Below are 25,615 nucleotides of genomic sequence, written 5' to 3'. Positions count from 1 at the left end.
TGCTGTCATGAATTGAGTATAGGGTTTCAATCGATTTAGGGCCGGACCCAAGTTAGAGATTTGATGACACAGCCTTTTCGCCTCGCGCTGATCGCTCACGACCAGAAAAAGGCCGACATGGTGGCGTTCGCCCGCACCTACGAAAAGCTGCTGGCACCGTGTGAAATCGTTGCCACGGGCACGACCGGCGGATTGATCCAGGAAGCGTGCCCATCACTCACTATCCGCCGCGTCAAAAGCGGACCACTCGGAGGCGACCAGCAGATCGGCGCGCTCATTGCCGAAGGCAAGATTGACGGGCTCATCTTCTTCGTCGACCCGATGTCACCGATGCCGCACGACGTCGATGTCAAGGCCCTGATGCGGCTCGGCAGTGTTTACGACATTCCAATGGCATTGAACCGGGCGACGGCTGAAGTTCTGGTGCAAAAACGAGGCTTGCTGCGCGATGACGCAGCAGACAACACAATCACTGCGGCGAGCGCCACTTGAGCGCAAGCGTGCAGCGACAAGGCTAAGAGCGTATGATCCAATGGTCATACTCAAGAAGGGGCGACGCGAGGAAAGCGATATGGTGACACAGGCAGATACCGACCACATCATGAAATTTCCGATTCTGGTCGGCGATATCGGCGGCACCAATGCGCGCTTTGCGATACTGGTGGATGCCAATGCCGAACCCAAGGAATTCCCGATTATCCAGACCGCGGATTACCCGACAATCGACGAGGCGATCCAGAATGCCATTCTCGATCATACCTCGATCCAGCCCCGCTCCGCTGTGCTTGCCATCGCCGGTCCGGTAGAAGGCGACGAGATCGACCTCACCAACTGTGCCTGGGTCGTAAAGCCCCGGCAGATGATGGAAACCCTCGGTCTCAGCGACATTACCGTGCTCAACGATTTCGAAGCGCAAGCGCTGGCTGTCGTCTCCCTCGAGCCGAAGCACCTCGAAAAGCTCGGCGGTGGTGCGGGCGACCCCCATGGCAGCCGGGCTGTTCTCGGACCCGGAACCGGGCTCGGCGTCGCCGGCATGGTGCGTTCGCGCAATAGCTGGGTTCCGGTGCCCGGCGAAGGCGGCCACGTGGACATGGGACCGCGCACGGCGCGCGACCTCGAAATCTTCCCGCATGTCGAACACATCGAAGGGCGCATTTCCGGCGAGCAATTGCTTTGCGGGCGCGGCCTTCAGAATATCTACCGGGCCATCTGCAAGGTAAGCGGTACCGACGCGACGCTGCAGACGCCGGCGGAAATCACGGCCGCTGGGCTTTCAGGCGAATCGCCCGAAGCCAAGGAAACGCTGGCGCTTTTCGTCATCTATCTCGGCCGTCTTGCCGGTGATTTCGCCTTGACCTTCATGGCGCGTGGCGGCGTCTATCTTGCCGGCGGCATCGTGCAGAAGATCGTGCAGCCGCTGAAGGATCCCTCGTTCCGCAAGGCTTTCGAGGACAAGGCGCCGCACGGCGAAATCCTGCGCGAAACCCCGGTCTATATCATCACTCATCCCCTGGCGGCGCTGAGCGGCCTTTCTGCCTTTTCCCGGACGCCCACCCGTTTCGGCGTCTCGACGGAAGGACGCCGCTGGCGCCGCGATTGAGCCGCCTCGCCGCTCTCGCGCGCGGTGCAGGCCGCAGCACAATGGCAACACTCGGCGCCCAGACGCGGTGCCGAGGCCCAAAACCGATAGGCAAGGCGGATCAATAAGGCTATAGGGACAATTTCAGCGGCAAGGGTCTTCCCTTGCCGGGAAGTCTTTTTGTACCAGCGAGTTGCCGCCTGCATGGATGGTCAGACCAAGAAGAAAAAGATCGATATGAACGAGGCGCGCCGCGTCATCGGAAGGGTTCTGCGCGAGAACCTTTATGAACAGCGCGGGTCGTATGCGGTCGCAGTGCCCGCCATGCTGGCGACGGCCGGCGCCATGGCTTTCGTCGCGATCATCTTCCGTGATGTGATCAACAAGATCTACTACGAGCAACGTGCGGACCTGATCATCCCAATCAGCCTCGGCGTGCTCGCCGCCTTCATTATTCGCGGTGTCGCCACCTATATCTATTCGGTCTACATGGCGAAGATCGGCAACAATATCGTTGCGCGCTATCAGCGCCGCATCTTTGACCAGCTTATGCGTCTTGGGCTCGATTTCTACCATGACAATCGCTCGGCGCAGCTTGCAGCGCGGATAAACCAGAACATTTCAGGCGTGCGCGACCTTCTGCAGCTGATCGTGACGACAGTCGGCAAGGATATTCCGACGCTCGTCTCGATGGTCGGCAGCATGATCTATCTCGACCCGGTGCTGTCGCTCTTTGCCCTTTTGATCGGGCCGCCGGTGCTGCTCACCGTCCGGTACCTCACAAAGCGCCTGCGTAGCATCCACCGCGAGTCGGTGACGCTGAATTCGCATCTTCTCGGCGCCATGCAGGAAGCGACGCAGGGGATTACCATCGTCAAGGCCTTCACGATGGAAGAGCAATTGCGCGGCAAGGTGACGACCCTGATCAACCGCGCCGAGGAGCGCTCCAACAAGATCGCACGGGTCGAAGAGCGGCTGACGCCGATCACCGACCTCATAGCCGGCCTCGCGATCGCCTCGATGATCGCCTATACGGGCTACCGCGCCGTTCTCAATGCGGAGCCACCCGGCGCAATGTTCGGCTTCATGACCGCGGTCCTCCTCGCCTATGATCCGGTGCGGCGTCTCGCACGGGTCCAGGTCGGGCTCGAGCGCGCGCTCGTCAATGCGCGCATGATCTACGAAATCCTCGACATCGAGCCCCGGCAGGCCGACAGCGTTGGCGCGGTACCGATCACCGTGCCCTCGGGCGAGGTGAAGTTCGACAATGTCCGTTTCAGCTATGGAGAAACCCCGGTCCTGCACGGAATCAGCTTCACGGCGGAAGCCGGCAAGTCCACCGCCATCGTTGGCGCATCGGGGGCCGGCAAGTCGACGCTGTTTGGTCTTGTCGAGCGTTTCTACGACATAGATGGCGGGCGCATCCTCATTGACGGGCAGGATATCGCCCATGTCAGCAAGCGTTCGCTGCGGCAATCGATCGCCTATGTGTCGCAGCAGCCCTACCTCTTCGAGGGTACGATCGCCGACAATATCCGCTATGGCCGCCCCGATGCCACCGATGAGGAAGTCATCGAGGCGGCAAAGCTCGCCAATGCCGACGAATTCATCCGGCGGCAGCCGCAAGGCTACGGCACCGAGATCGGCGAAAACGGGGCGAACCTTTCCGGCGGGCAGCGCCAGCGCCTTTCCATCGCCCGCGCCATTGTTCGCAACGCCTCGATCCTTCTTCTCGACGAGGCGACCTCGGCGCTCGACAATGAATCCGAAAAACGCGTGCAGCAGGCGCTCGACTATGTGATGCGCGGCCGCACGACGATCGTTATTGCGCACCGGCTTTCGACAATCGTCAATGCCGACCGCATCGTCGTCATGGAGGCCGGGCGCGTCGTCGAGGAAGGCGTGCACGCCAGCCTGCTTGCCATTCCGAATGGCGTCTACGCGCGTTTCTACCAGTTGCAAGGCAAGGAAGAGTCGCCCATCATCGACGATACCGAATTGCAGCCCGCAGAAATCACAGGAACCGCCACATGAGTGCCGAACAGCCCGCAACGCCGATGAAGCTTGCCGTCGTCGGCGCCGGCGGCCGCATGGGCCAGACGCTCATCCGTCTTATCAATGAGACACCCGGCGCCGTTCTCGCCGGCGCAGTGGAACGGGCCGGCTCGCCGCATATCGGCCGCGATGCCGGTGAGATTGCCGGAGTGGGGACCCTTGGCGTTGAAGTGACCGACGATGCGCTGGGTGTGTTTGTCGGCGTCGAGGGCGTCCTCGATTTCACCACCCCTGGCGCGACAGTTGAATTTTCCGAGCTGGCGGCCCAGGCGCGCATTGTCCACGTCATCGGCACGACCGGCTGCTCGGCTGACGACGATGCCAGGATCCACGCAGCCGCGCGCCATGCGGTCGTCATCAAGTCCGGCAATATGAGCCTTGGCGTCAATCTTCTCAGCGTTCTCGTCAAGCAGGCGGCAAAGGCCCTCGGCGCGGACGATTTCGACATAGAAATTCTGGAGATGCATCACAAGCACAAGGTCGACGCGCCATCCGGCACAGCGCTGCTTCTGGGTGAGGCCGCAGCGGATGGCCGCGATATCGGCCTCGGCCAGCACAGCGTGCGGGTTCGCGATGGCCACACCGGCCCGCGCGAGGCTGGCGCGATCGGCTTTGCCGCCCTGCGCGGCGGTTCGGTGGTCGGCGACCATTCGGTGATCCTCGCCGGACCTGGCGAACGCATCACATTATCGCACCACGCTGAGGATCGCAGCATTTTCGCCCGCGGCGCCATCAAGGCGGCGCTTTGGGGCAAGGGCCGCAAACCCGGCTTCTATTCGATGCTCGACGTGCTCGGCCTCAACCCATAACGCTTGTCTCACAGGAGTAATCCCATGTCCGGAACCCTCGTCCTTGTCCGCCACGGCCAGAGCGAATGGAATTTGAAGAACCTTTTCACCGGTTGGCGCGATCCGGGCCTCACGGAACTCGGCCATCAGGAAGCGATCGACGCGGGCAAGCGCCTGAAGGCGAAAGGGCTTAAATTCGACATCGCCTATACGTCGGTTCTTTCGCGCGCGCAGGCGACGCTCGACCATATCCTGGAAGAAGTCGGACAGACAGGCCTTAAGACCATTCGCAATCAGGCGTTGAACGAGCGCGACTATGGCGATCTTTCCGGTCTCAACAAGGATGATGCCCGCGCCAAATGGGGTGAGGAGCAGGTTCACATCTGGCGCCGCTCCTATGACGTCTCGCCTCCCGGAGGCGAGAGCCTGCGCGATACCGGCGCCCGCGTATGGCCCTATTATCTCCACGACGTGCAGCCGCATGTCCTGCGTGGCGAGACCGTTCTCGTTGCCGCCCACGGCAACTCGCTGCGGGCGCTGATCATGGCGCTTGACGGCCTGACGGGCGAAGAGATCGTCTCGCAGGAACTCGCGACGGGCGTTCCGATCGTTTACAAGCTGAATGCGGACTCGACGGTCGCCTCGAAGGAAGTGCTGGCGGGCTGACCGGTCTGGAGCCGCCCATTCTTACGAGCGAAGGCTGGCGCTGCGCCGGCCTTTTTCGGCACCCAACGAGGCGCAAAGGGCGCGAAATTGCATAACGCGTTCTATTTAAACGCGAAGCGCTCTAAATGGATTGACAGACTCAAAGCCGCCCCTTACATGAGACCCCGCTGCCCAGATGGCGGAATTGGTAGACGCGCACGGTTCAGGTCCGTGTGCCGCAAGGCGTGGAGGTTCGAGTCCTCTTCTGGGCACCATTTCCCAATATTTCAATTTCGTTCGACGTTTGGCCGTTCGATGTCGTTAGGCCGACGTTGGGCTTCTGACCCAGGCGATCGGAACCACCGTGGAGCGCGGTCGCGGCCATTTGAACCGTTTGCGCATTTACCCGGCCATCTTAAATCGCTATATCTCATGGCATGACTGGAGCCCTCTTGCTTCAGTCGCTCGCTCGCAACGAGAGTGAAACGATGTCCGAAACGCGCCGCAAGCTGACGACCATCTTTTCCGCCGATGTCCAGGATTATACCCGGCTGATGCAGGCTGACGAGGAAGGCACCCTCGATACGCTGAAGCAATATCGCGACGCCATGGCGGGCCTCATCGCATTGCATGGCGGGCGCGTGATCAACACCTGGGGGGACGGCGTGATCGCCGAGTTCCCGAGCGTGGTCGAGGCCGTGCGCGCTGCGATCGACGTCCAGAACGAGCTTGCCGGCTATAATGGTGACCGCTCCGAAGATGACCGCATGCTTTTTCGCATCGGGCTCAATCTGGGCGACGTCATTGCCGAGGGCGAGGACATTTATGGCGACGGCGTCAACATCGCTGCGCGCCTGCAAGCGAGCGCTCGGCCGGGCGGCATCGTCATCTCGCATACGGTCTATGATCAGGTGCGCAACAAGGTTGCGGTCGGTTTTGATTTTCTCGGCGCGCTCAATGTGAAGAACATCGAAGAGGGCGTGCCGAGCTATGCGGTGCGTATCGGCGAATTCGGAAACGCTGACGCGCCGCGGCAGCCGGAAAGCCCCTACGGACGTGATGCCCGGCCAGCGCCCTTACAGTCAGTGCTAAGGGAGCCGTCCACGGCACAATCGGCGCCCCGGCGCAGCTTCGGCGTGCTCGCAGTGGTTGCCGCCATGCTCGCGGGCATCAATCTTCTAACATGGGAAGGTGAATTCTGGGCGCAGTGGCCGATCCTTGCCCTTGCCACGTTGGCGGCGCTGATCTGGGTGCGCGGGACAAGGATGATCGACCGCGGCATCGGCACATTGGCCGTCATCGGGCTCGGCCTTGCGGCCATCAATCTGTTCTCGTGGTCGGGCACATTTTGGGCCGTGTGGCCGATGTTTGCCCTCGCCGTCATTGCAGGGCTCAAATGGGCCATGCGCCGGCAGGGCGCAGCCCGTTCATAAGCCCTCAGGCATTTGCGCGGCGATAGAACGCCAGCGAAGCCGCCAGCATCAGCATGGCCCCGCCGCACACGCGATCGAGCCATAAGGCACCGGACCGGCGCAGAAAGCGCGCAGCGCGCGAACCGAGCATCGCATATCCGAACATCACCATGAAATCGATGGCGGCGAATGTCGCGGCCAATACCATGTATTGCGGTAGCTGCGGCAAAGCTGGATCCACGAATTGAGGCAGGAAAGCCGAGAAGAACAGGTAACCCTTGGGATTGGTGACCGCCACCGCGAAGCTTTTCAGGAACACTGACCGTACCGAAACGGATGTCGCGGGATGTGCAGTCATATTGGATAGTTCGAGCCTTCCCTTTGATCGGATCAGCACCACACCCAGAAAGGTGAGATAGGCGACGCCGATCCACTTGACGACGGAAAACCAGAACTCTGACGCCGCGAGTAGCGCGCCAAGGCCAAGCGCCACCGCGCCGATGAGGGCAAAGTCGGAAAGCACCGCCCCCGCCATGCCGAAACAGGCTGCCCTGGTGCCGAAGCGCGAGCCATTCGTCAGGGCGAGGATCACGGTCGGACCGGGCGTCGCAATGCCAATGAAGGCAACTACGGCAAATGCCAGGACTGTCAGATGTGTCATCTATCCCCCCATCGTTGGTTCTGTGTAAACACTCTCACAGCTGTTCAAATGTCAAGATCGCCGTTCGGATCGTCCGGTTTCGACGAGGCCGCGGATTGTCGCCTCACGCGGAAACGCACCGAAAAGTTCGGTTTTCAATTTCGTATCGACCTGCAATGATCCGAGCAAGCGCTCCGCATCGCGCGACCTGCCAAGCAGGCGCGCCATGGTAAGCAACAAGGAAGGGGGCATGGGGAAAAGCCTCGCCTTGACGCCCATGCCCTTGGCAAAAGCGCGCAGCAATTCAGGTGTCGATACGTCATTGCCATCGGCGAGAAGCACGGTTTTTCCCGCTGCAGCGGGCAGATGCGCGGCCTCGGCGATGATCGCCGCCAGGTGACCAACATTGAGCAGACTGCGCCGGTTGTCGACTGAAGCCAGCGGCAGCGGCACACCGGTTTTAACCAAGCGCATGAGACGCGCCAAATTGCCGGGATTGCCCGGACCGTAGACGAGGGCCGGGCGAAGAACCACAAGTTCCATGGCGCCTTGGCGGCAGATATCCTGCAGTGCCTGTTCCGCCTGCCATTTGCTCGTGGCGTAGGCACTGGCAGGTTGCGGCAGATCGGCTTCGGTAAAGGGGCGTTGCGAAAAATCGCCCATTACGCCTGCTGAACTCACGAAGACGAAACGCTTCACCTTCGCTGCGAGCGCCGCGCGCGCCAGCGCAATCGTGGCATCGACATTGGTGCGCCGGAAGAGCGGCTGCGAAGCGTCGGGAGATTCGCCCGTCTTGTGTGCGCGCGCTGCAAGATGGGCGACGACGCGGCAGCCGGATACAAGTGGCGACCAGTCGGAAATAGTGCTGATGTCGCCCACCTTATGCAACGACAAACGGGCGTGCGGTTGAAGTTCACTATGCAGCTCGGAACGTATCAGCCCCCGAACGCGCCAGTCACTGGCCAGCAACTGTCTTACGGTTTCACGACCCACAAAACCCGCCGCGCCCGTTACCAGAATTTCGTCTCGATTATCCATGCGGCGAGACTGCTTTGACGGCGCGCAATGTTCAATCCCCGCGCGCAATGATTCGAAGGTCAGAGCCGTTAGACTTTGGGATAATTGACGCTTTTATAACAGGGGGATAATTGTCGCCAACTCTGGAGGACTGCGTGGGAAGGAAGGCCCAGGCACAGCCATACAAAAATTCGTAGCGTTAAGACGCAGGGGGCCCTTATGGGGTACTCGCTGCGAAACATTAGATCCGCCTGTAGATTAAATCGATTTAAACAACGGCTTTCATACCTATTCATTTGGAGGAATTCATGACCATAACACGGACGCTGCTTGCCGGGCTGCTCGGCTGCACCATGCTTGCCGGATGCAACTCGGATGACAAGAAAGACGCCGACGCCGCAGGTTCCAGCACCTTTGCCAGTGATGTCGATGCGCTGAAACAAGACAATGCCAAGCTCAACGCCAAGGTTGGCGAGTTGCAGGCGGCCGCTGCCGGCACAGCCACGGTGAGCGTCACGGCTGGCAAACTGCAGGGCGATCTGGAAAAAGTTATAACCGACTTGGGCACCTTGCAGGCCAGGGCGAGCGCAGGCGAGGCCGAGGGCGGCGCGCTGGCCGGTGAGTTCAAATTGCTGCAGGACCGGGTTGCCGCGCTCACCACCGCCCTTTCCAACCTCGACAAGTCATCCGCCACCAAGCAACAGCTGGATACGCTCAACGCCGTCCTTTCCGCCCTCGACAAGTCGTCCGCGACCAAGGAACAACTGGACACGCTCAGCGCCAGCCTTGCCGGACTGAAGACCACCCTTGGGGCCGATATTGCCGCGCTCGACCAGAAGTCAGCCACTAAGGAACAACTCGACACGCTCAACGCCAGCCTTGCCGGACTAAAGACTACCCTTGGCGCCGACATTGCCGCGCTCGACCAGAAGGCAGCCAGCAAGGAACAGCTCGACAAGCTGGCATCGGATCTTAGCGCATTGACGACGAACCTCACGACCTTGTCCGATCTGCAGCAGGCCGATCACAAGCTGACCGTTTCTGCCGCCGCCTCCAAGATCAGCACCATCGACTTTCCGGCCGCTTCCGACCGCCTGAATGCGGCTGACGCAGCCCGCCAGCCTTTCGCCGCGCTGCTGCCGCGCATCGATCAGACAATGAAGGATATCGCCGCGGTTCAGGCCGTTGCCGGCATTTCGGCCGACGACAAGGCCAAGATCGCCGAATTCGCCACGCAGACAACAGCGATCAATGACGACTTCACGAAATCGCTCGCCGAATTCGACAAGGGCATCAGCGACGCACGCGTGCTGACCGAAAAGGTCAGCGCCGCGCTTGCCAGCGGCGATACGGAGACCGCGGCCAAGCTTTCCGCCGAACTCGAAGCACTGCCGAAGACCCTCGAAACCCTCGCCAAGAACATCGCCGACACCACGGCAGCGCTCGACAAGCGCCTGGCGCCCTATTCGGGACCATGGGAAGAGAGCCTCGAATTCCTGCGCCCCCGCTCCGACGCGCCGCTGACGAAATATGTCAATCTCTACATAGGTACCTCGACCAACGGCGATAGCGGTTTCTCGGGCAATCTCAGCCCGAGCGCGCAATTGCCATTCGGCTGGGTCAATTTCGGCCCTTCCATGACCCGTGCAGGCTTCAACGGGTCAGGCGGCTACCAGTACAATTCGAGCACTATCCCTTACTTTTCGATAAAGCATCTCAACGGTCCCGGGTGCACGAACCACGGCGAAGTCGCAATGCTGCCCAGCAACTCGACTTCCACGATGAGCGGTTCGTTTGGTCCAGTCTTTGACCGGGCCAATGAACTCGCCCAACCGGGGTACTACAAGGTCAAGTTCAACGTCACCAACATCACAACCGAGCTGACCGCCACGCAGCGTACCGGTATGGTGCGTCTCACCTATGACAACAAGGACAAGGCCTTCCTGCATTTTGATGCGCGCGTCAATTCGCAGAATCGCTCGGGCGTTCCGGCAGACATGGTCGAACTGACCCTCGACGCCAGCGGCAAATCCATATCGGGCAAGACGGTCGTCTCCGCCTTCTGCGCGCCCTGGGGCGGGGGTTGGAACCAACCGGTTTATTTCTACGCGACCTTCGACAAGCCCCTCAAGCCTGCGGCCGATGGGGTCAACGTCGTTACGGCGAACAAGACCGTCGCCCTTCAGTTTGATCTGAGCGACGCCGACAAAACCGTGCAGGTCAAGATCGGCACCTCGTCCGTCAGTACCGCCAATGCCAAGCTCAATGTGGTTGGCGATGCCCAGTTCAAGGGCGAAAATCCCGGCTGGTCCTTCGACGATACTCGCAAACTGGCAGATGATACCTGGAACAAGCGTCTCAACACAATCCAGATCGATCTTGCCAAAAGCGATCCCGCCAAACTGACGGAAAATCAAAAGAACAAGATGGTGCAGTTCTATTCCGCCCTGTACCGCGTATTCGGCGGTCCGACGGTTTATAGCGACGTTAATGGCGAATATCGCAGTTTCCGCCAGGCAAAGGTCAAGGACGCCTCCGGCCAGGACGTGTGGCCGGCGTACGATGACGAGTCGAACGGAAAGAAGGTTTTGAACACCCCGATTCCCGCGCGCGAAACCGCAAAAGTCTCGGACTACACGTACAAGAAGGCCGACGGCACGACGGGCGGCTACAAGACCCACTATTCCGGTTTCTCGACATGGGACACCTATCGCACGCAGGCGCCGTTCCTGGCGCTCGTAGCGCCTGACGAGGCCAGCGAGATGATGCAGTCGCTGGTGGCGATCGCCAAGCAATGCGGTGCCTTTCCGCACTTTGCCGACGGCTCCGATGACGCATGGGCAATGTCGGGCGACAGCTCGATCACCATCGTATCGGGATCCTATGCCTTCGGTGCGAAGAGCTTCGACCTTGCCAGCGCGGCAAAGTTCTTCAAGCAGGCGACTTTCGATCCGAACAGCGCCTGCAACAACAAGCGCAGCTATAATACCGGCACCTGGACGACGGAAGCGCAGACGCAACACTATTTTACGAATGGCTATTTTGCAGACACCGCTGTCTCGACGGTGGATAGCGCCATCCACGACAGGTCGGCTGCCGCCTTCCTCAAGGGTATCCCTGCCTCTGCGCTCGCCGATTCGGGCGCAACCGCAGCTGATATCACAGCGCTCTTGGCTCGCGCGTCCAACTGGACGAATGTCTTCGACACCACATCGAAGACGCTCAAGGACCGCGCCGCGGTGACGGTAGATGCTGGGGTGGTGACGAAAGGACCATTCAAGGAAGGCATCAAATTCCACGAAGCCACAGAACCCAACTACTTCTGGTCTTTTGGGCACGCCTGGTCTGATCTGATCAACAAGCTCGGTACCGACCGATCTACCGCCAAGCTCGCAGCAATGACCAGGTTGAACACGCTGTTCTCTTTGACGCCCGACCTGTCCGGTCCGGAGCCGAGCTCGAGACAGCTCAATGGCGGCGAAAGCTCCACCAATTACTACGTCGGCAACGAGATGGCCTTCTCCGCACCATGGGCCTACAACTGGGCTGGATCGCCGAAGCACGCGCAATATGTGTTGAAAACCATTCTCGACAAGAACTTTTCCAACGATCCCGGCGGTCTTCCAGGCAACGACGACCTCGGCGCATTGACGAGCTGGTACGTCTTCGCGGCACTCGGCATCTATCCCATCATTCCTTCCGAGCCCGGCTTTGCCGTGTCCACGCCCCAGTTCGACGGCATCAGCTTCTGGATGCCCAACGGCAAGAAGCTTCGCTTCACGACAGGCGGCAAGAGCGCCCTTCTCGACGATGTCCGCTTCATCCAGGACATGAAGCTCAACGCCACCACGTATCAAGGTACCTGGCTGCCGCTCGACAAGATCAAGGATGGCGGGCAGCTGACCTACACCCTGTCCAAGACCCCGACGGGATGGGGCGAGGGTGAAGCTCTCACGCCGCCTTCGGGCCCGGCCGGCGATTACTCGAAGCCGACGGCCAATCCGGTGCCCGGCGTTCAGGTCATCCAGTAGGAAGCTCTATGGGGCCGCTTCGGCGGCCCCGCTTGCTCCTTTCGCATCCTCGATCGCTTCAGGCGTCGGAAAGCCCGGTACCTGTTGTCCGCATCTGAAAATTTTGATGGCAGCATCTACGCTTCAAGGTTAGGTTGTACCCCGAGGTGGCACGGTTGTTCGACCGCGACCTGCCTCGTGGGAAAACACCAAACAATCGAAGGCTGAGGGTGCACCAGGAAGTCGCATTGATCGCAACCGTTGCCGTCGGCTTCGTGTTCGCCGCCATCCTCGGCTATGCCGCGGACAGGCTGCGCCTTCCGCCCCTCGTCGGTTATCTCGTTGCTGGCATCCTCATGGGGTCCTACACGCCTGGCTTCATGGCGGATGCGTCGCTGGCCGGCCAACTCGCGGAAATGGGCGTCATTTTGCTGATGTTCGGTGTGGGCCTGCATTTTTCCGCAGCTGATCTCCTGGCCGTGCGCGGCATTGCCGTGCCGGGTGCGCTTGGCCGTATCGTGCTTGCGACCCTGCTCGGCATGGGCCTTGCGTCTCTATGGGGCTGGGGTATCGGAGCCGGGCTGGTCTTCGGTCTCAGCCTGTCCGTTGCCAGCACGGTCGTGCTCCTGAAGGCGCTGGAGGAGCGCAATCTGATCGAATCCGTCGGCGGCCGCGTGGCCGTTGGATGGCTCATCGTCGAAGATCTGGCGATGGTGCTGGCTCTCGTGCTCTTGCCTGCCTTTGCAGAAGTCCTGGGCGGCCATGCCGCCGCCCATGCGGCCAGCGATCTTTCGATTGCCGCAACGATTTCCATCACCTTGCTCAAGGTTGCCGCCTTTACCGGCATCGCCGTCTTTGTCGGGCCGAAGGTCGTGCCATGGCTTTTGACGCTGGTTGCCCGCACCGGCTCCTCTGAACTCTTCACCTTGTCCGTGCTCGCCCTCGCCCTCGGCATCGCCTACGGGTCCGCGGCAATCTTCGGCGTTTCCTTCGCGCTCGGCGCCTTCTTTGCCGGCGTCGTCATGAGCGAATCGCGCCTCAGCCACCGTGCCGCCGCCGATTCCCTGCCGCTGCAAAATGCGTTTGCCGTTCTGTTCTTTGTTTCCGTCGGCATGCTCTTCGATCCCTCGATCATCGTGCGCGAGCCGATCGCGGTGATCGCCGTTCTGGTGTTGATCATCATCGGCAGATCGCTGATCGCCTTTTTGGTAGTGCTCGTGCTGCGCTACCCCTTGGGCATGGGCGTGCGCATATCCACCGGTCTCGCCCAGATCGGTGAATTTTCCTTCATCCTTGCCGGACTTGGCGTCACGCTCGGCTTGCTTCCACGCGAGGGTCAGGACCTGATCCTCGCCGGGGCGATCCTGTCAATCACGCTCAACCCGCTGGTATTGCTCGCCGGTGAGGCCATCCAGAAGAAGCTCCAGGCAACCTGGCCAACAGCGTATGCAACGTACGGCAAGGTGAAGTTTGAAAAGCTTAACCACGCGGTCGAGCAGATTCGCGCCGCCAATGACGAGCGCAACCGGCAGCACCAGCTGGAGATGCAGCAGCTTTGCGAGACATTTCCGCTTTTCTCCCAAGTCGACGAGAATTCGCAGGAGGAACTCTTGCTGCTGTTCCGGCCGAAATCCGCATCACCCGGCGAGCGCGTTCTGCGCAAGGGTGATCGTCCGGACGGGCTCTATTTTATTGCTTCCGGCGCGGTCGAGGTTGAGCTGGCGGATGACAATGTCCGGCTCGACGCCGGCGCTTTTTTTGGCGAGATGGCGCTCCTCAGCGGCGGCAGACGTACGGCAGATGTTATTGCCGTCGACTTTTGCGCATTCCTCGTGCTTGAGCGCCGCGACTTCAACGTCTTTATGTCCCGTCACCCGGCACTGCGCAAGGCCGTGAGCAACATGGCGCGCGAGCGTGCGGAAATGAACGTCTCCCGCCGCAAACGGGACGACCAGTCACTCGATGTGACCTGAACCAGCCCGCGCCTTCTACAAGTTCTCGACCCGAAAGGTCCACGCGGTGCTATGATGCGGGCAACGCTAACATGACGCATTGAAACTGCTACCCTCTCCAACTAATATATTAATTCAACCTGGAGAATTTCATGGACACGCTTACCGCCCCTCGTCATTTGCGGCTGCACGCCAGCGACAACGTCGTCGTTGCCGTCGACTCGTTTCAGGCCGGGCAAAAAATCGAGGGCGTCACGGTTGCCGATCGGGTGCCGCGCGGCCACAAACTGGCATCGCGTGTCATCGCCGAGGGCGAGCCCGTGCGCAAGTTCGGCCAGATCATCGGCTCGGCATCGAAGCTGATCGAGCCTGGCCAATGGGTGCACGAACATAATCTGAACTATAGCGATTTCGTACGTGAGGCGGATGCTGGCCACGCGCCGCACGGGAGCGGTCTGCTGCCGCTGACTGAGCGCGCCACCTTTGAGGGCTTCCGCCGCGCCAATGGCCGTGCCGGTACGCGCAACTATATCGGCGTCCTTACCTCGGTGAACTGCTCGGCCTCCGTAGCGCGGTTCATCGCCGAGGCGGTGCGCAAGTCAGGGCTTCTCGATGAATATCCAACGATCGATGGCATCATACCACTCGTGCATGGCGGCGGCTGCGCCATGGATACGAACGGCGAAGGCTACGAAGTTCTGAAGCGCACGCAGTGGGGCTACGCCACCAACCCGAATATCGGCGCCGTGCTCATGGTCGGGCTCGGCTGTGAGGCATTCCAGATCGGTCGCTGGAAAGAAACGTATAATATCGTTGAGAACGACAGGTTCCGCAGCCTGACGATCCAGGAAGTGGGCGGCACCCGCAAGACGATGGAAGCGGGCATTGCCGCCGTGCGTGACATGCTGCCCGTCGCAGCGAACGTTCGGCGCGAAACCATTCCCGCCTCGGAACTCATGCTCGCTTTGCAGTGCGGTGGGTCCGACGGATATTCCGGCATTACCGCCAATCCCGCCCTCGGCGCTGCGGTTGATCTCCTCGTCAAGCATGGCGGTACGGCGATTCTTTCCGAAACGCCGGAGATCTACGGCGCCGAACATCTCCTCATCGAGCGCGCCTCGAACCCGCAGGCGGTCGAGCGGCTGCAATCCATCATTGCCTGGTGGGAGGATTATACCGCCCGCAACAAGATGGAGATGAACAACAATCCGTCGCCGGGCAACAAGGCCGGTGGTCTCACCACTATTCTCGAAAAGTCGCTTGGTGCTGTTGCGAAGTCGGGCACGTCGCCGCTCGAGGCCGTCTACGGCTATGCCGAGCCCGTCACTTCCCATGGGCTCGTCTTTATGGATACGCCCGGCTACGACCCCGTTTCAGCGACAGGACAGGTTGCCGGCGGCGCCAATGTACTTGCCTTCACCACCGGGCGCGGCTCGGCCTATGGCTGCAAGCCAACGCCTTCGATCAAGCTTGCCACCAATACGCCGATGTACAACCAGATGATCGAGGACATGGACATCAATTGCGGTGACATTCTCGACGGTGTCTCTATCGAGGCGAAGGGCCAGGAAATCTTCAAACGGGTTCTAAAGGTTGCTTCCGGCGCGCCGAGCAAGTCCGAACAGCTCGGCTATGGCGATGCGGAATTCGTGCCCTGGCAGATTGGCGCAACGATGTAGCCGACAAGGCTTCGAGATTGAAACAAAAACGGGAGCCAATGGCTCCCGTTTCCTTTCGTCCCTGCCTCTACGGTCAGGCGGCTGTTTGCTGATGCTTGGCGCGCGCCACGATCTGCGTCGGGTTGACGAAGCGCAGTGCGATGAGCAGCCAGACCAGCGTCGTGATCATGTAGACCACTGCCATGGCGTCGATCGATTGCACGGCGCGAACGCCCGACGCAAACACCGAATAGTAGAGCGCGACGACGAGTGTCTGGCTCGTCGGCCCGGCGGTCAGGAACGTCAGCTCGAACATTGCGACGGTGCGCACGAGCACGAGAAGGAGAGCCGCAAGGATACCCGGCAGAAGCATCGGCAGGAGAACGTGGATGAAGAGCTGGAACGTTCCCGCACCGAAGACGCGTGCGGCGGCTTCGATCTTGGGATCGATCTGTTCGATGAACGGGATCATGACCAGAATGACGAAGGGCACTGTCGGCACGAGATTGGCGAGGACCACGCCCCAGAACGTGCCACCAACGCCCGCCTGATAAAGCACCGTTGCGAGCGGAATACCGAAGGTGATTGGCGGGACCAGCAGCGGCAACAGGAAGAGCAGCATGACCAGTTTCTTGCCGGGAAAATCCCTGCGCGCCAGCGCGTAGGCTGCGGTCACGCCGAGTATCCCCGACAAGGCGACCACGGCGAATACGATCTGGAAGGTGACAAGCAGGACGTCGCCGAGCTGGAACTCGGTCCAGGCGGTGAAATACCACTTCGTGGTCCATCCGGCCGGGAGCCAGGTGCCGAGCCAACGGGTGGCGAAGGAGGAGAAGATCACGGTGGTGATCATCGCAAGGAGATTGAGGACAAAGAAGCCCACCAGTACCCAAACGGCGGTGATCCAGAGCTTTGCAGCAATTGTTGTGTCGCGGATCATGGATCAGCCCTTTCCGCCGGCGGTCGAGCCGCGATAGAACATGTTGCGAATGACGAGAATGGCGACGACGATCAACAGCTGCACAGCCGCCATGATCATGGCGATCGCCGATGCCATCGAATAATCATACTGCTCGAATGCCGCCTGGTAGGCCGCAATCGAAATGACGCGCGTCGGTCCGGCAGGCGCGCCCAGCAAGACTGCGGAAGGAAACACCGCGAAGGCCTGGACGAAGGACAGGCAGAAGGCGATGGCAAGGCCGGGAACCAGCAGCGGCAGCATGACATGGCGGAAGCGCTGCCAGCTGCTTGCGCCGTGTGTGGCGGCAGCCTGTTCCAGCGCCGGGTCGATGCCCGATACGTAGGACAGTGTCAGCAGGAACGTGAACGGGAAGCCGGTGATGATCAGCGACGCGAACACGCCCCAGTAATTGTTGGTGAGCTTGAGCGGCCGGTCGATCATGCCGAACTGGATGAGGGTGCGGCTAAACCAGCCTTGCGGGCCGAGATAGTTCAGGAGCCCTTCGGCGACGAGCACGGTGCCTAATGTGACCGGAAGAACCAGGATTGTCGTCAAGAGCCGCTGATGCTTCAGCAGCCGCACCCGCAGGGCAACCGGAATGGCGATGGCGATGCTGATGATCGTCACCGGTACGGCGAGCCACAGCGTGGTGAGGATCGTATAGTAGAGAAACGGGTCGGAGAAAAACTTCTGATAATTGCCAAAGAGGCCGCCTTCCTTTGGCGTGAAGGAAAGGACCAGGCCATAGATGAAGGGATAAACGAATACGGCCAGCAAGAACAGGAATGCCGGCAGGACCAGAAGCGTAACGCCATCAATGCCGCGCACCGCCAGCCGCTGGCGCAGCGGCAGGCGATACTCGGACGGAGAGGAGGATGCGGTAATGCTCGCCATGGCCGTCACGCCGCAAAAGCCAGCGCACGCGCCGGATCGACTGACAGCCAGATGGAACTGCCGAGTTCTGCGGTATGGCCGGCGTGGAAAACAAGTTCTAGACCGCCAGCGGTGCGCGCCGTCCCGACAAATTCGCGGCCGCGATACTCGATCGTCTCAACCACCGCCTCGACAGTCTGCGCCGACTTTTCGCCGGCAACGACATCGTCGGCACGGGCGGCAATGACGGCCGTATCTCCGGGCTTCAGGGATGAACGGGCGGTGCCGGTCAAGGTCGCATTGCCGACGGTGACGGTTGCGCGGTCGCCTTCCTTGGCGACGACTTTGCCGGTCAGGCGGTTGCGGTAACCCATGAATTCGGCGACATCCAGATGATCGGGGCGCTCGTAGAGATCGCTTGGGACGCCAACCTGCCTGATCTCTCCGTCGCGCAGGACCACGACGCGATCAGCCAAGGACAAGGCCTCATCCTGGTCGTGGGTAACGTAGATCGTGGTTGCGCCAAGCTGATTGTGAATGCGGCGTATTTCGGCGCGCATTTCGAGCCGGAGCTTGGCATCCAGATTCGACAAGGGTTCGTCCATTAGGACGAGCGGTGGTTCGATGACGATGGCGCGCGCGATGGCAACGCGCTGCTGCTGGCCACCCGACAACTGGCCCGGCAGCTTGTGGCCCTGACCTTGCAGGCGCACGAGATTGAGTGCCTCTTCGACCCGCTTGTCGATCTCGGCCTTCGCGACTTTGCGCATCTTCAGGCCGAAGCCAATGTTCTGGCGCACCGTCATGTGCGGGAACAGGGCATAGTTCTGAAACACCATGCCGAACCCGCGATCCTCGGGCTTCAAGGTGTCGATGCGCTTGTCGTCGATGAATATGCCGCCGCCCGTGGTTGCCAGGAGCCCGGCGATGCAGTTGAGCGCCGTCGACTTGCCGCAACCTGAGGGGCCGAGGAGGGCAATGAATTCCCCCTTGCGAATGGAAAGCGAGACACTCTTCAGCGCGTTATGCGCACCGAAGGCACGGCTCATTTGATCGAGACGAATTTCGCGAAATGGCGATGATGCAAGCAGCATCTGGAAACCTCATGGCTGTGCGCGGTCCGACATCGCCGGGCCGCGCCGATGAAACAATAAATTATGACTTCTTGGCTGCGACTTCCTCATCCCAGCGCCGGAATGCCACCACCATCGACGATGGTTCGAGCGGAACCTCGATCGGGTTGTTGGCAATCCAGTCGGCATATTCCTTACGGCCAAATTCGGCGATCGCGTCCTGGCTTTCCTGCGGCGCCATTGAAAGCGGCACGTCCTTCACCGCCGGACCCGGATAGAAGTAGCCCTGGTCGTAGGTGTAGGCCTGTTGCTCGGGCGTAAGCAGGAAGCTCATGAGATCGAGGAGCACCGCAACCTTCTCATCTGCGACGCCTTTCGGGACGCACATGTAATGCGCGTCGGCGACCCAATGGAAGCCCTTGAGCGGAGCAACTGCGGCTTCCTTCGGAACAACGCCGAGGACGCGCGGGTTGATATCCCAGCCAGTCGTCGACACCGTCATGTCGCGCGTACCTTCGCCGAGTTCCTTCATCAGCGCGCCGGTGCCTGTCGGGTAGTATTCGATATATTGGCCGAGTTCCTTGAGGTAAGCCCACGTCTTGTCCCAGCCCTTGACGGGATCGCGCGGATCGCTATCGCCAAGAAGGTAGGGCAGTCCCATCAGGAAGGTCCGGCCTGGACCGGAATTTGCCGGACGAGCATAAAGGAACTTGTTCGGGTTCTCCTTGGCCCACGCCAGCAATTCTTCGGCTGTGGTCGGTACCTTCTTCACCCGATCCGGCATGTATTCAAGCAGCGGCCCCGAGGGGTAATAGGTAACGACGACGCCATGGTCCTTGCCGAGCGCCAGCATGCGATGAGCCGGTTCGAGATAGATTTTCGCAAGATCAGGCAGCGATGCAGCGTGATCCGGGAGGAGCTTGATCCATAGATCCTGTTCGAGGCCAGCGGAGAGCGCGTCCGTACCGGTGAGCACGAGATCGATATCGAGCCGATTGGCCGCCTGCTGCGCCTTGATCTTGCCGGGCAGTTCCGGTGCCGGCGCCTTGGTAAAGGTGATCTTGGAAACCAGTTCCGGTTTCGCCTTCGCATAGTTCTCGATTGCGGCCTGCGTCAATGCAAGGTTGCCGGCAACGTCAGCGACGTTGATCGCGACCGGCGAAGTCGGCAGTGCCAGCTTCGACTGGGCAAAGAGCCGCGTGGCGGGTAGCGCGGCGACTGCTGCCAGACCGCCAATGGCCTGTCTGCGTGTAATGCGGATCATACTATTCCTCCCTTTTGATTTCCCAATGTCCTGCGGTGAGACTGCGACCGGCTTCCCGAACCGGCCTGTTTTGAGATTTGATATATTAATCTATCAGATCAGGATAGCAAGGCTTTAGTCTCTTACAGTTTTTGCTACAGTCAGAGCGGCGCCATCGCGCAGCAGTTGTTCCAGTGCCCCGCCAACGGCGCGGCGAAACTCATCATTGTCCGCAAGGTCTTTGCCAAAAATCTGCTGCATCCCTAGATAGGCGTCGAGCAGGTCAGCGGCCGAGGTTTTGCCGTGCGTGCGTTGGCGGAAATCGTTTGCCAGCGGATCACGAACGTCGATCGTCTGTCCGCGCTCGTCTATCCCCGTGGCGTAGCGCATCCAGGCCGCGACGCCGAGCGCCAGCCGTTTGAAGGGCTGGCCCTGTTCGATGCGCTTGCGGATCGTGTTCAACAGCCGCTGCGGCAGTTTTTGCGAGCCATCCATGGCGATTTGCCATGTGCGGTGGCGCAGAGCCGGATTGCGGAAGCGCTCGCGCAGCTGCGCCTTATAGGACCAAAGGTCGAAGCCTGAAAGCGGCGGCAGGGTCGGCGTAATCTCTTCGTCCATCATCGCTTCGATGAAGGCAGAAAAGCCTTCCGCCTCCATCACGTCGGATACTGTCTCGTGCCCAGCAAGATAGCCGAGATAGGCGAGAGTCGAGTGACTGCCGTTAAGGAGGCGCAACTTCATCAATTCGAACGCATCGACGTCTTCAACGAAGGTGACGCCGACGTTCTCCCATGCGGGACGTCCGGATGGGAAGTCGTCCTCCACTACCCATTGCGTAAACGGCTCGGTCATGATCGGCCACGCATCGCGCAGCCCGGTCGCCTGCTCGACGATTGCGCGATCCGTGTCGGTGGTTGCCGGAACAATGCGATCAACCATTGTCGAAGGAAAAGCGACGCTTTCGCGGATGAACGCCGCCAGATCAGGATCGCGCAATTCGGCAAAGCGCAGGACGACCCGCTTGAGGGTTTCGCCGTTCGCCGGAAGATTGTCGCACGACAGGAGCGTAAACGGCTCTGTCCCGTTTTCACGCCGGCGCGCGAGTGCCTCTACGATGAAACCAATCGCCGAACGCGGCGCAGCGGGATGCGCAAGGTCGTGGATGATATCCGGGTGACTTTCGTCGAGCGAGGCCGTCGCGGGCGCATAGCAATAGCCCTTTTCCGTTACCGTCAGCGAGACGATCTTGACGGAAGGTTCGACCATTGCCGACAGAACGGCTTGCGGATTTTCAGGCGCCACAAAAACGCTGGTGATACTGCCAACAACACTGAAGCGATCGCCGCTGCCATCACGGACGGCAACCGTATAGAGGCCGTCCTGCGGTTGCAGCGCATCTCGCGTGTCGGCACTGCGCAACGAAACACCGAGGGTGCCCCAGCGATTGTCGCCGCTCGCCAGCACGGCATCGGTATAGACTGCCTGATGGGCGCGGTGGAACGCGCCAATACCAAGGTGCACAATCCCGGTATTCATCTGATTTCGATCGTAAACCGGCCTTTGCACATCCTTGGCGAGGCGAGCCAGCGTGGCAGCGGACAGTTGATTTTGCTCGGTCATGTCCATTCCTAAAGCTTGTATGCCTGCTTCGCGAGGCGGTAGGAAAGGTCGACCGCCACCTCCTGCGCCTCGTCCTCATCAAGTCGATGATCGGCGACAAGGCGGGCGAGAAATGCGCAATCGACGCGGCGCGCCATATCGTGGCGGGCAGGGATCGAAAGATAGGCGCGCGTGTCGTCGTTAAAGCCCACGGTATTATAGAAACCGGCGGTTTCGGTCGTCAGTTCGCGGAAGCGGCGCATGCCTTCCGGACTGTCGTGGAACCACCAGGCCGGTCCGAGGCGCAAGGCCGGATAATGCCCGGCAAGCGGCGCTAGTTCGCGGCTATAGCTTGTCTCGTCGAGCGTGAACAGAATAAGCGTCAGCCGCGGATCGTTGCCGAATGCATCGAGCAAGGGCTTCAGCTCTTCCACGTAGCCGGTGGCGCGCGGAATGTCGGCGCCCTTGTCCGGTCCGAAGCGGCCGAAAATTTCCGGATTGTGATTGCGGAAGGAGCCGGGGTGGACCTGCATGACCAGGCCGTCCTCAACGCTCATACGTGCCATCTCGGTCAGCATCTGTGCGCGGAAGAGTTCTGCATCGGCAGCAGAGGCTCCTTGCAAAACGCGATCGAACAGGCTCGCAGCCTCCGCCGGTGAAAGATTTGCCGTTCGGGCCGTCGGGTGGCCATGATCAGTGGATGTGGCGCCCCGCGCCTTGAAATAAGCGCGGCGCAGGCGATGCGCTTCGAGGTAGCCGGCATAGTCGAGACTAACGCCAGCCAGCGCGACGAAATTTTCCACATTCGAGCGAAAAGCCGGCTGCGCGGCATCGACGACCGCATCGGGCCGGTAGGCCGGGACAACGCGGCCATCCCAACCTGAACGCAGGATCGCATCGTGTGCGGAAAGATCATCTGTCGCCGCGTCGGTGGTCGAAATGACCTCGATGCCGAACTGCTTGTAGAGCGCGCGCGGGCGCATGGCCGGATCAGTCAGGCGTTCGGCGATACGGTCGTAGAGCGTGTCCGCATTCTTTTCACTGAGCCGTTCATCGATACCGAAAACTGTTTCGAGCGCATGCTCGAACCACAGGCGGGAAGGCGTTCCCCGGAACAGGTGAAAATGCCGCGCGAACGTTTGCCAGATGGTGCGTCCGTCCGCCTCGACGGCCCCGCCATCCTTTCTCGGAACGCCAAGCGTTTCGAGGCGCACGCCTTGTGAGTAAAGCATACGAAAAATATAGTGATCTGGCTTGACGAAGAGGCTTGCCGGATCGGGGAATGCTTCATCATCCGCGTACCAGCGCGGGTCAGTATGGCCGTGCGGGGAGACAATGGGCAACTGCTCAACGGTCTCGAACAAGCGCCGCGCGATGCCGCGCGCGTCAGGCTCGATTGGAAACAACCGGTCGGGGTTGAGGGCCATTCTTCAACTTCCTTGCTGCGTCATACAATACCGGGACCCAGTGGCGCCAAAGCTTGGTGCCGATGCCCGCGAGGCCATTATCTTCAGAGATTTGCCGGTATTGGCCTTGGCGAACACTAGAGAATAATATATTAGTATGTCAACACCGATCGCGCGTGGAATGTCTCGCCGCTGCGGATCGAGGATCTAGGAATTTGGGTGGAATTCCATCATTGAGGGTTGAAGGATCCAAAATGAGGAAATGGAGCGCTTGAATGGCAGCAAAGCAGGCGGGAGAAAAAAGCGTCGTCCTTTTGGCGTCCGAGACGATCGTCACGCCCGGCGCTACCAATGTGCGGCCCGTTCGGCATGGGGGAGCAGCGCCTGTTGCCCGGGTCACCACGGCGACAGCCATTTATCGCGAACTCCATGCAGCCATCGTTTCGATGGAGATGACGCCCGGAACGCCGCTGAACGAAAAGGTGCTCACCGAACGCTTCGGTGTCAGCCGGACGCCGGTTCGCGAGGCGCTGATCCGCCTCGTTGAGGATGGCCTTGTCGACGTGTTTCCCCAGTCCGGAACCTTTGTTGCGCGCATTCCTGTTGCGCTGATACCTGAGGCTGTCGTCATCCGGCAGGCGCTCGAAGGCGCGACCGTGGAGCGGGCTGCATCGCGAGCGACCGCGAAGGACGTTGAACGTCTGGACGAGGTTCTGGCGCGGCAGCAATTCTTCGCCGACCGCCAGAACATGGGCGCATTCCACGAAGCCGACGAGGCCTTTCACGAGGCAATAGCCGCCATTTCAGGACATCCCGGCATCTGGCGCTACCTGAAGCCGGTGAAGGTACAGATCGACCGGGCGCGGCGCATGACCCTTCCCGCTCTGGGGCGCATGGAACACGTGCTTTCAGAGCACCGGATCATCCGCAATGCCATTGAGGCCCATGATGTGGAGGCAGCTTGCGCTGCCATGCGGAAGCACCTCGACGCCGTCATCCCCGATGTCGACGAATTGAGAAAAAGCCACCCGGAATCGTTCATCTGATCCGGACGAGATAAAACACACCACGGAGGAATGCATGCGTCAGGGATGGCGATGGTTTGGCCCGAAGGCGGGCGTGTCGCTGGATAATGTGCGTCAGGCCGGGGCGACCGATATCGTCTCCGCGCTGCACGACGTACCGATCGGCGAAGCCTGGACCACCGCTCAGGTTCAAGAGCGCAAGTCCATGATCGAATCGACACCGGACGGCCGCTCGCAGCTGACCTGGTCAGTGGTCGAAAGCATTCCAATTCCCGACGCCGTGAAACGGACCGGCGGGACGGCGAAGAACGAAATTGCCGCATGGATCGCCAGCATGGAAGCTCTGGCGGCCAATGACATCAAGGTCATCTGCTACAACTTCATGCCCGTTGTTGACTGGTGCCGCACCGAACTCGACTACGTCACGCCGACCGGGTCCACGGCGATGCGTTTCGACCACGACATGTTCGCTGTGTTCGATCTGCACATCCTGCAACGCAAGGGTGCCGCAAGTGAGTACTCGCAAGCCGACCAGGAGATCGCAGCCGAGCTCTATGCCGGCATGGGCGCACAGGAAATCGCTGATCTTACCCGCAATATCGCCAGCGCCCTTCCCGGCTCGACCACCGAGCCGCTGACGATCCCGGCGTTCCGCGACAAGCTGGAGGCCTATTCGGGTATCGATGCGAACAAGCTTCGCCAGCACCTCATCGAGTTCCTGCTGGCCGTGACACCCGTCGCCGATGATCTCGGCGTCAAGCTGACACTGCATCCCGACGATCCACCGCGCCCGCTGTTCGGGCTTCCGCGCATCGCCTCGACGGAGGCGGATTATGCCGCGCTGTTCGAAGCGGTGCCTTCGCCCGCCAACGGCATGTGCTATTGCACGGGCAGCCTTGGCGTGCGCGCCGGCAACGATCTGCCCGCAATCGCCCGGCGCTTTGCCGAACGCATTCACTTTGCCCATCTGCGGGCAACGACGCGCGAGGGGGACGGGCGCACCTTCCACGAGGCAGCGCATCTCGAAGGCGACGTCGATATGGTGGCTGTCTTGCGCGAACTCCTTGCCGAGGACCGCAAACGCGACAAGTCGCGCAGCATCATCTTCCGCTCGGACCATGGTCACCGCATGCTCGACGATCTCAACAAGGAGGTGACCCCTGGCTACCCTGCCATCGGCCGCTTGCGCGGCCTTGCCGAACTTCGGGGCATCATTCACGCCCTTGATCCACAAGCTCTCGTCTAAAAGCGATCACTTTTTACCAAATATTGCGCCCCGGCTTTCCCAAGCCGGGGCGTTCTAGTTCTTTATAGTTAATCCATTTTAACCATATTCATGAGTCGGCTCGTCCTGCTGGGCAAATAGAGCGCAATAATCCGGTGAATATCCATCACATTATCGCCATATTTTGCCTAACAGGCAGAATACGTTTCCCATAGAGAAGCATTTCCGATCACGTTTTGAATCATATTAAGACAAGCTTTTTTAGTAACTTGGCTGCTCGTTACGGCTCATCTCGACCGATCTTGCTTTGGCGGGCCACCTCAGGGCCACATTTCTCCAAAATAGAAGCAATTACTCGCTCACGCCGTGATCTACTTGCCCGGGGGTCAATCTTCAATGCGTGTGTCTTCAGTCCGGCAGTTCTGCCGCGGGCTACCACAAGTGCGAACATCAC

At 60.4% G+C, this 25,615-nt stretch carries 19 protein-coding genes and 1 tRNA gene; 12 read left to right on the top strand and 8 right to left on the bottom strand.

The window, feature by feature from the left end:
- Positions 1–63: 63 nt before the first annotated feature.
- The 7 genes from AC1DNI_RS01435 to AC1DNI_RS01405 all read left to right on the top strand — a co-directional run bounded on the left by AC1DNI_RS01435 (position 64) and on the right by AC1DNI_RS01405 (position 6,500).
- Positions 64–492 carry a methylglyoxal synthase gene (locus AC1DNI_RS01435; protein ID WP_091947299.1) on the top strand — a complete coding sequence of 143 codons (429 nt, stop codon included), beginning with the start codon at positions 64–66 and terminating at the stop codon, positions 490–492.
- 79 nt (positions 493–571) lie between these two features.
- Entirely contained in the window at positions 572–1,600 is a 1,029-nt protein-coding gene (locus tag AC1DNI_RS01430; protein WP_027230848.1) for a glucokinase, read from the top strand.
- A gap of 183 nt (positions 1,601–1,783) precedes the next feature.
- A complete protein-coding gene (locus AC1DNI_RS01425; RefSeq protein WP_477691454.1) occupies positions 1,784–3,613 on the top strand; it encodes an ABC transporter ATP-binding protein in 1,830 nt (609 codons plus the stop codon).
- Positions 3,610–4,443, top strand: a complete 834-nt coding sequence (gene dapB, locus AC1DNI_RS01420) for a 4-hydroxy-tetrahydrodipicolinate reductase (protein ID WP_477690557.1) — start codon at positions 3,610–3,612, stop codon at positions 4,441–4,443. The genes AC1DNI_RS01425 and dapB overlap by 4 nt, the downstream gene beginning before the upstream one ends.
- Positions 4,444–4,467: 24 nt before the next feature.
- Complete coding sequence (locus AC1DNI_RS01415) at positions 4,468–5,088, top strand: 2,3-bisphosphoglycerate-dependent phosphoglycerate mutase (protein WP_477690556.1); 621 nt, start codon at positions 4,468–4,470, stop codon at positions 5,086–5,088.
- 169 nt (positions 5,089–5,257) lie between these two features.
- Positions 5,258–5,342 (top strand) — tRNA-Leu (locus AC1DNI_RS01410).
- A 213-nt stretch (positions 5,343–5,555) separates the two neighbouring features.
- A complete protein-coding gene (locus AC1DNI_RS01405; protein ID WP_477690555.1) occupies positions 5,556–6,500 on the top strand; it encodes an adenylate/guanylate cyclase domain-containing protein in 945 nt (314 codons plus the stop codon).
- Positions 6,501–6,504: 4 nt separating this feature from the next.
- Here the strand turns inward: AC1DNI_RS01405 and AC1DNI_RS01400 are convergent, their stop codons facing one another.
- A complete protein-coding gene (locus AC1DNI_RS01400; RefSeq protein ID WP_477690554.1) occupies positions 6,505–7,140 on the bottom strand; it encodes a LysE family translocator in 636 nt (211 codons plus the stop codon).
- A gap of 51 nt (positions 7,141–7,191) precedes the next feature.
- The gene (locus tag AC1DNI_RS01395; protein WP_477690553.1) at positions 7,192–8,157 is read right to left on the bottom strand and encodes an NAD-dependent epimerase/dehydratase family protein; all 966 of its coding nucleotides are present in this window, start codon (positions 8,155–8,157) and stop codon (positions 7,192–7,194) included.
- A 287-nt stretch (positions 8,158–8,444) separates the two neighbouring features.
- Here AC1DNI_RS01395 and AC1DNI_RS01390 point away from each other — a divergent pair, with 287 nt between their 5' ends.
- The 3 genes from AC1DNI_RS01390 (at position 8,445) to AC1DNI_RS01380 (ending at position 15,777) form a co-directional block, all read left to right on the top strand.
- Positions 8,445–12,167 carry a glycoside hydrolase domain-containing protein gene (locus AC1DNI_RS01390; protein ID WP_477690552.1) on the top strand — a complete coding sequence of 1,241 codons (3,723 nt, stop codon included), beginning with the start codon at positions 8,445–8,447 and terminating at the stop codon, positions 12,165–12,167.
- A 209-nt stretch (positions 12,168–12,376) separates the two neighbouring features.
- A complete protein-coding gene (locus AC1DNI_RS01385) occupies positions 12,377–14,119 on the top strand; it encodes a cation:proton antiporter domain-containing protein (protein ID WP_477690551.1) in 1,743 nt (580 codons plus the stop codon).
- 131 nt (positions 14,120–14,250) lie between these two features.
- On the top strand, positions 14,251–15,777 hold the full coding sequence (locus AC1DNI_RS01380) for a UxaA family hydrolase (RefSeq protein WP_477690550.1): 1,527 nt from the start codon (positions 14,251–14,253) through the stop codon (positions 15,775–15,777).
- A gap of 73 nt (positions 15,778–15,850) precedes the next feature.
- Here AC1DNI_RS01380 and AC1DNI_RS01375 read toward each other — a convergent pair whose 3' ends face one another.
- From AC1DNI_RS01375 to uxaC, 6 genes are all read right to left on the bottom strand, one after another.
- The gene (locus AC1DNI_RS01375) at positions 15,851–16,696 is read right to left on the bottom strand and encodes an ABC transporter permease (RefSeq protein WP_027230858.1); all 846 of its coding nucleotides are present in this window, start codon (positions 16,694–16,696) and stop codon (positions 15,851–15,853) included.
- A 3-nt stretch (positions 16,697–16,699) separates the two neighbouring features.
- Positions 16,700–17,611, bottom strand: coding sequence for an ABC transporter permease (locus AC1DNI_RS01370; RefSeq protein ID WP_477690549.1), 912 nt, complete (start codon positions 17,609–17,611; stop codon positions 16,700–16,702).
- Positions 17,612–17,616: 5 nt separating this feature from the next.
- The gene (locus AC1DNI_RS01365) at positions 17,617–18,684 is read right to left on the bottom strand and encodes an ABC transporter ATP-binding protein (RefSeq protein WP_477690548.1); all 1,068 of its coding nucleotides are present in this window, start codon (positions 18,682–18,684) and stop codon (positions 17,617–17,619) included.
- 61 nt (positions 18,685–18,745) lie between these two features.
- Positions 18,746–19,924 (bottom strand): ABC transporter substrate-binding protein, encoded by a 1,179-nt coding sequence (locus AC1DNI_RS01360; RefSeq protein WP_113280022.1) that lies wholly within the window; start codon positions 19,922–19,924, stop codon positions 18,746–18,748.
- 117 nt (positions 19,925–20,041) lie between these two features.
- Entirely contained in the window at positions 20,042–21,526 is a 1,485-nt protein-coding gene (locus AC1DNI_RS01355; protein ID WP_477690547.1) for a mannitol dehydrogenase family protein, read from the bottom strand.
- 8 nt (positions 21,527–21,534) lie between these two features.
- Entirely contained in the window at positions 21,535–22,932 is a 1,398-nt protein-coding gene (gene uxaC, locus AC1DNI_RS01350) for a glucuronate isomerase (RefSeq protein WP_477690546.1), read from the bottom strand.
- Positions 22,933–23,186: 254 nt separating this feature from the next.
- Here uxaC and AC1DNI_RS01345 point away from each other — a divergent pair, with 254 nt between their 5' ends.
- Both AC1DNI_RS01345 and uxuA read left to right on the top strand, forming a co-directional pair.
- Positions 23,187–23,957, top strand: a complete 771-nt coding sequence (locus AC1DNI_RS01345) for a GntR family transcriptional regulator (protein ID WP_477690545.1) — start codon at positions 23,187–23,189, stop codon at positions 23,955–23,957.
- Positions 23,958–23,991: 34 nt separating this feature from the next.
- Complete coding sequence (gene uxuA / locus AC1DNI_RS01340) at positions 23,992–25,182, top strand: mannonate dehydratase (protein WP_477690544.1); 1,191 nt, start codon at positions 23,992–23,994, stop codon at positions 25,180–25,182.
- Positions 25,183–25,615: the final 433 nt, after the last annotated feature.

This window comes from Phyllobacterium sp. 01N428 (assembly GCF_056399405.1).
The sequence above is the reverse complement of the archived record's forward strand: the minus strand, read 5'-3'. Positions and strand labels throughout refer to the sequence as shown.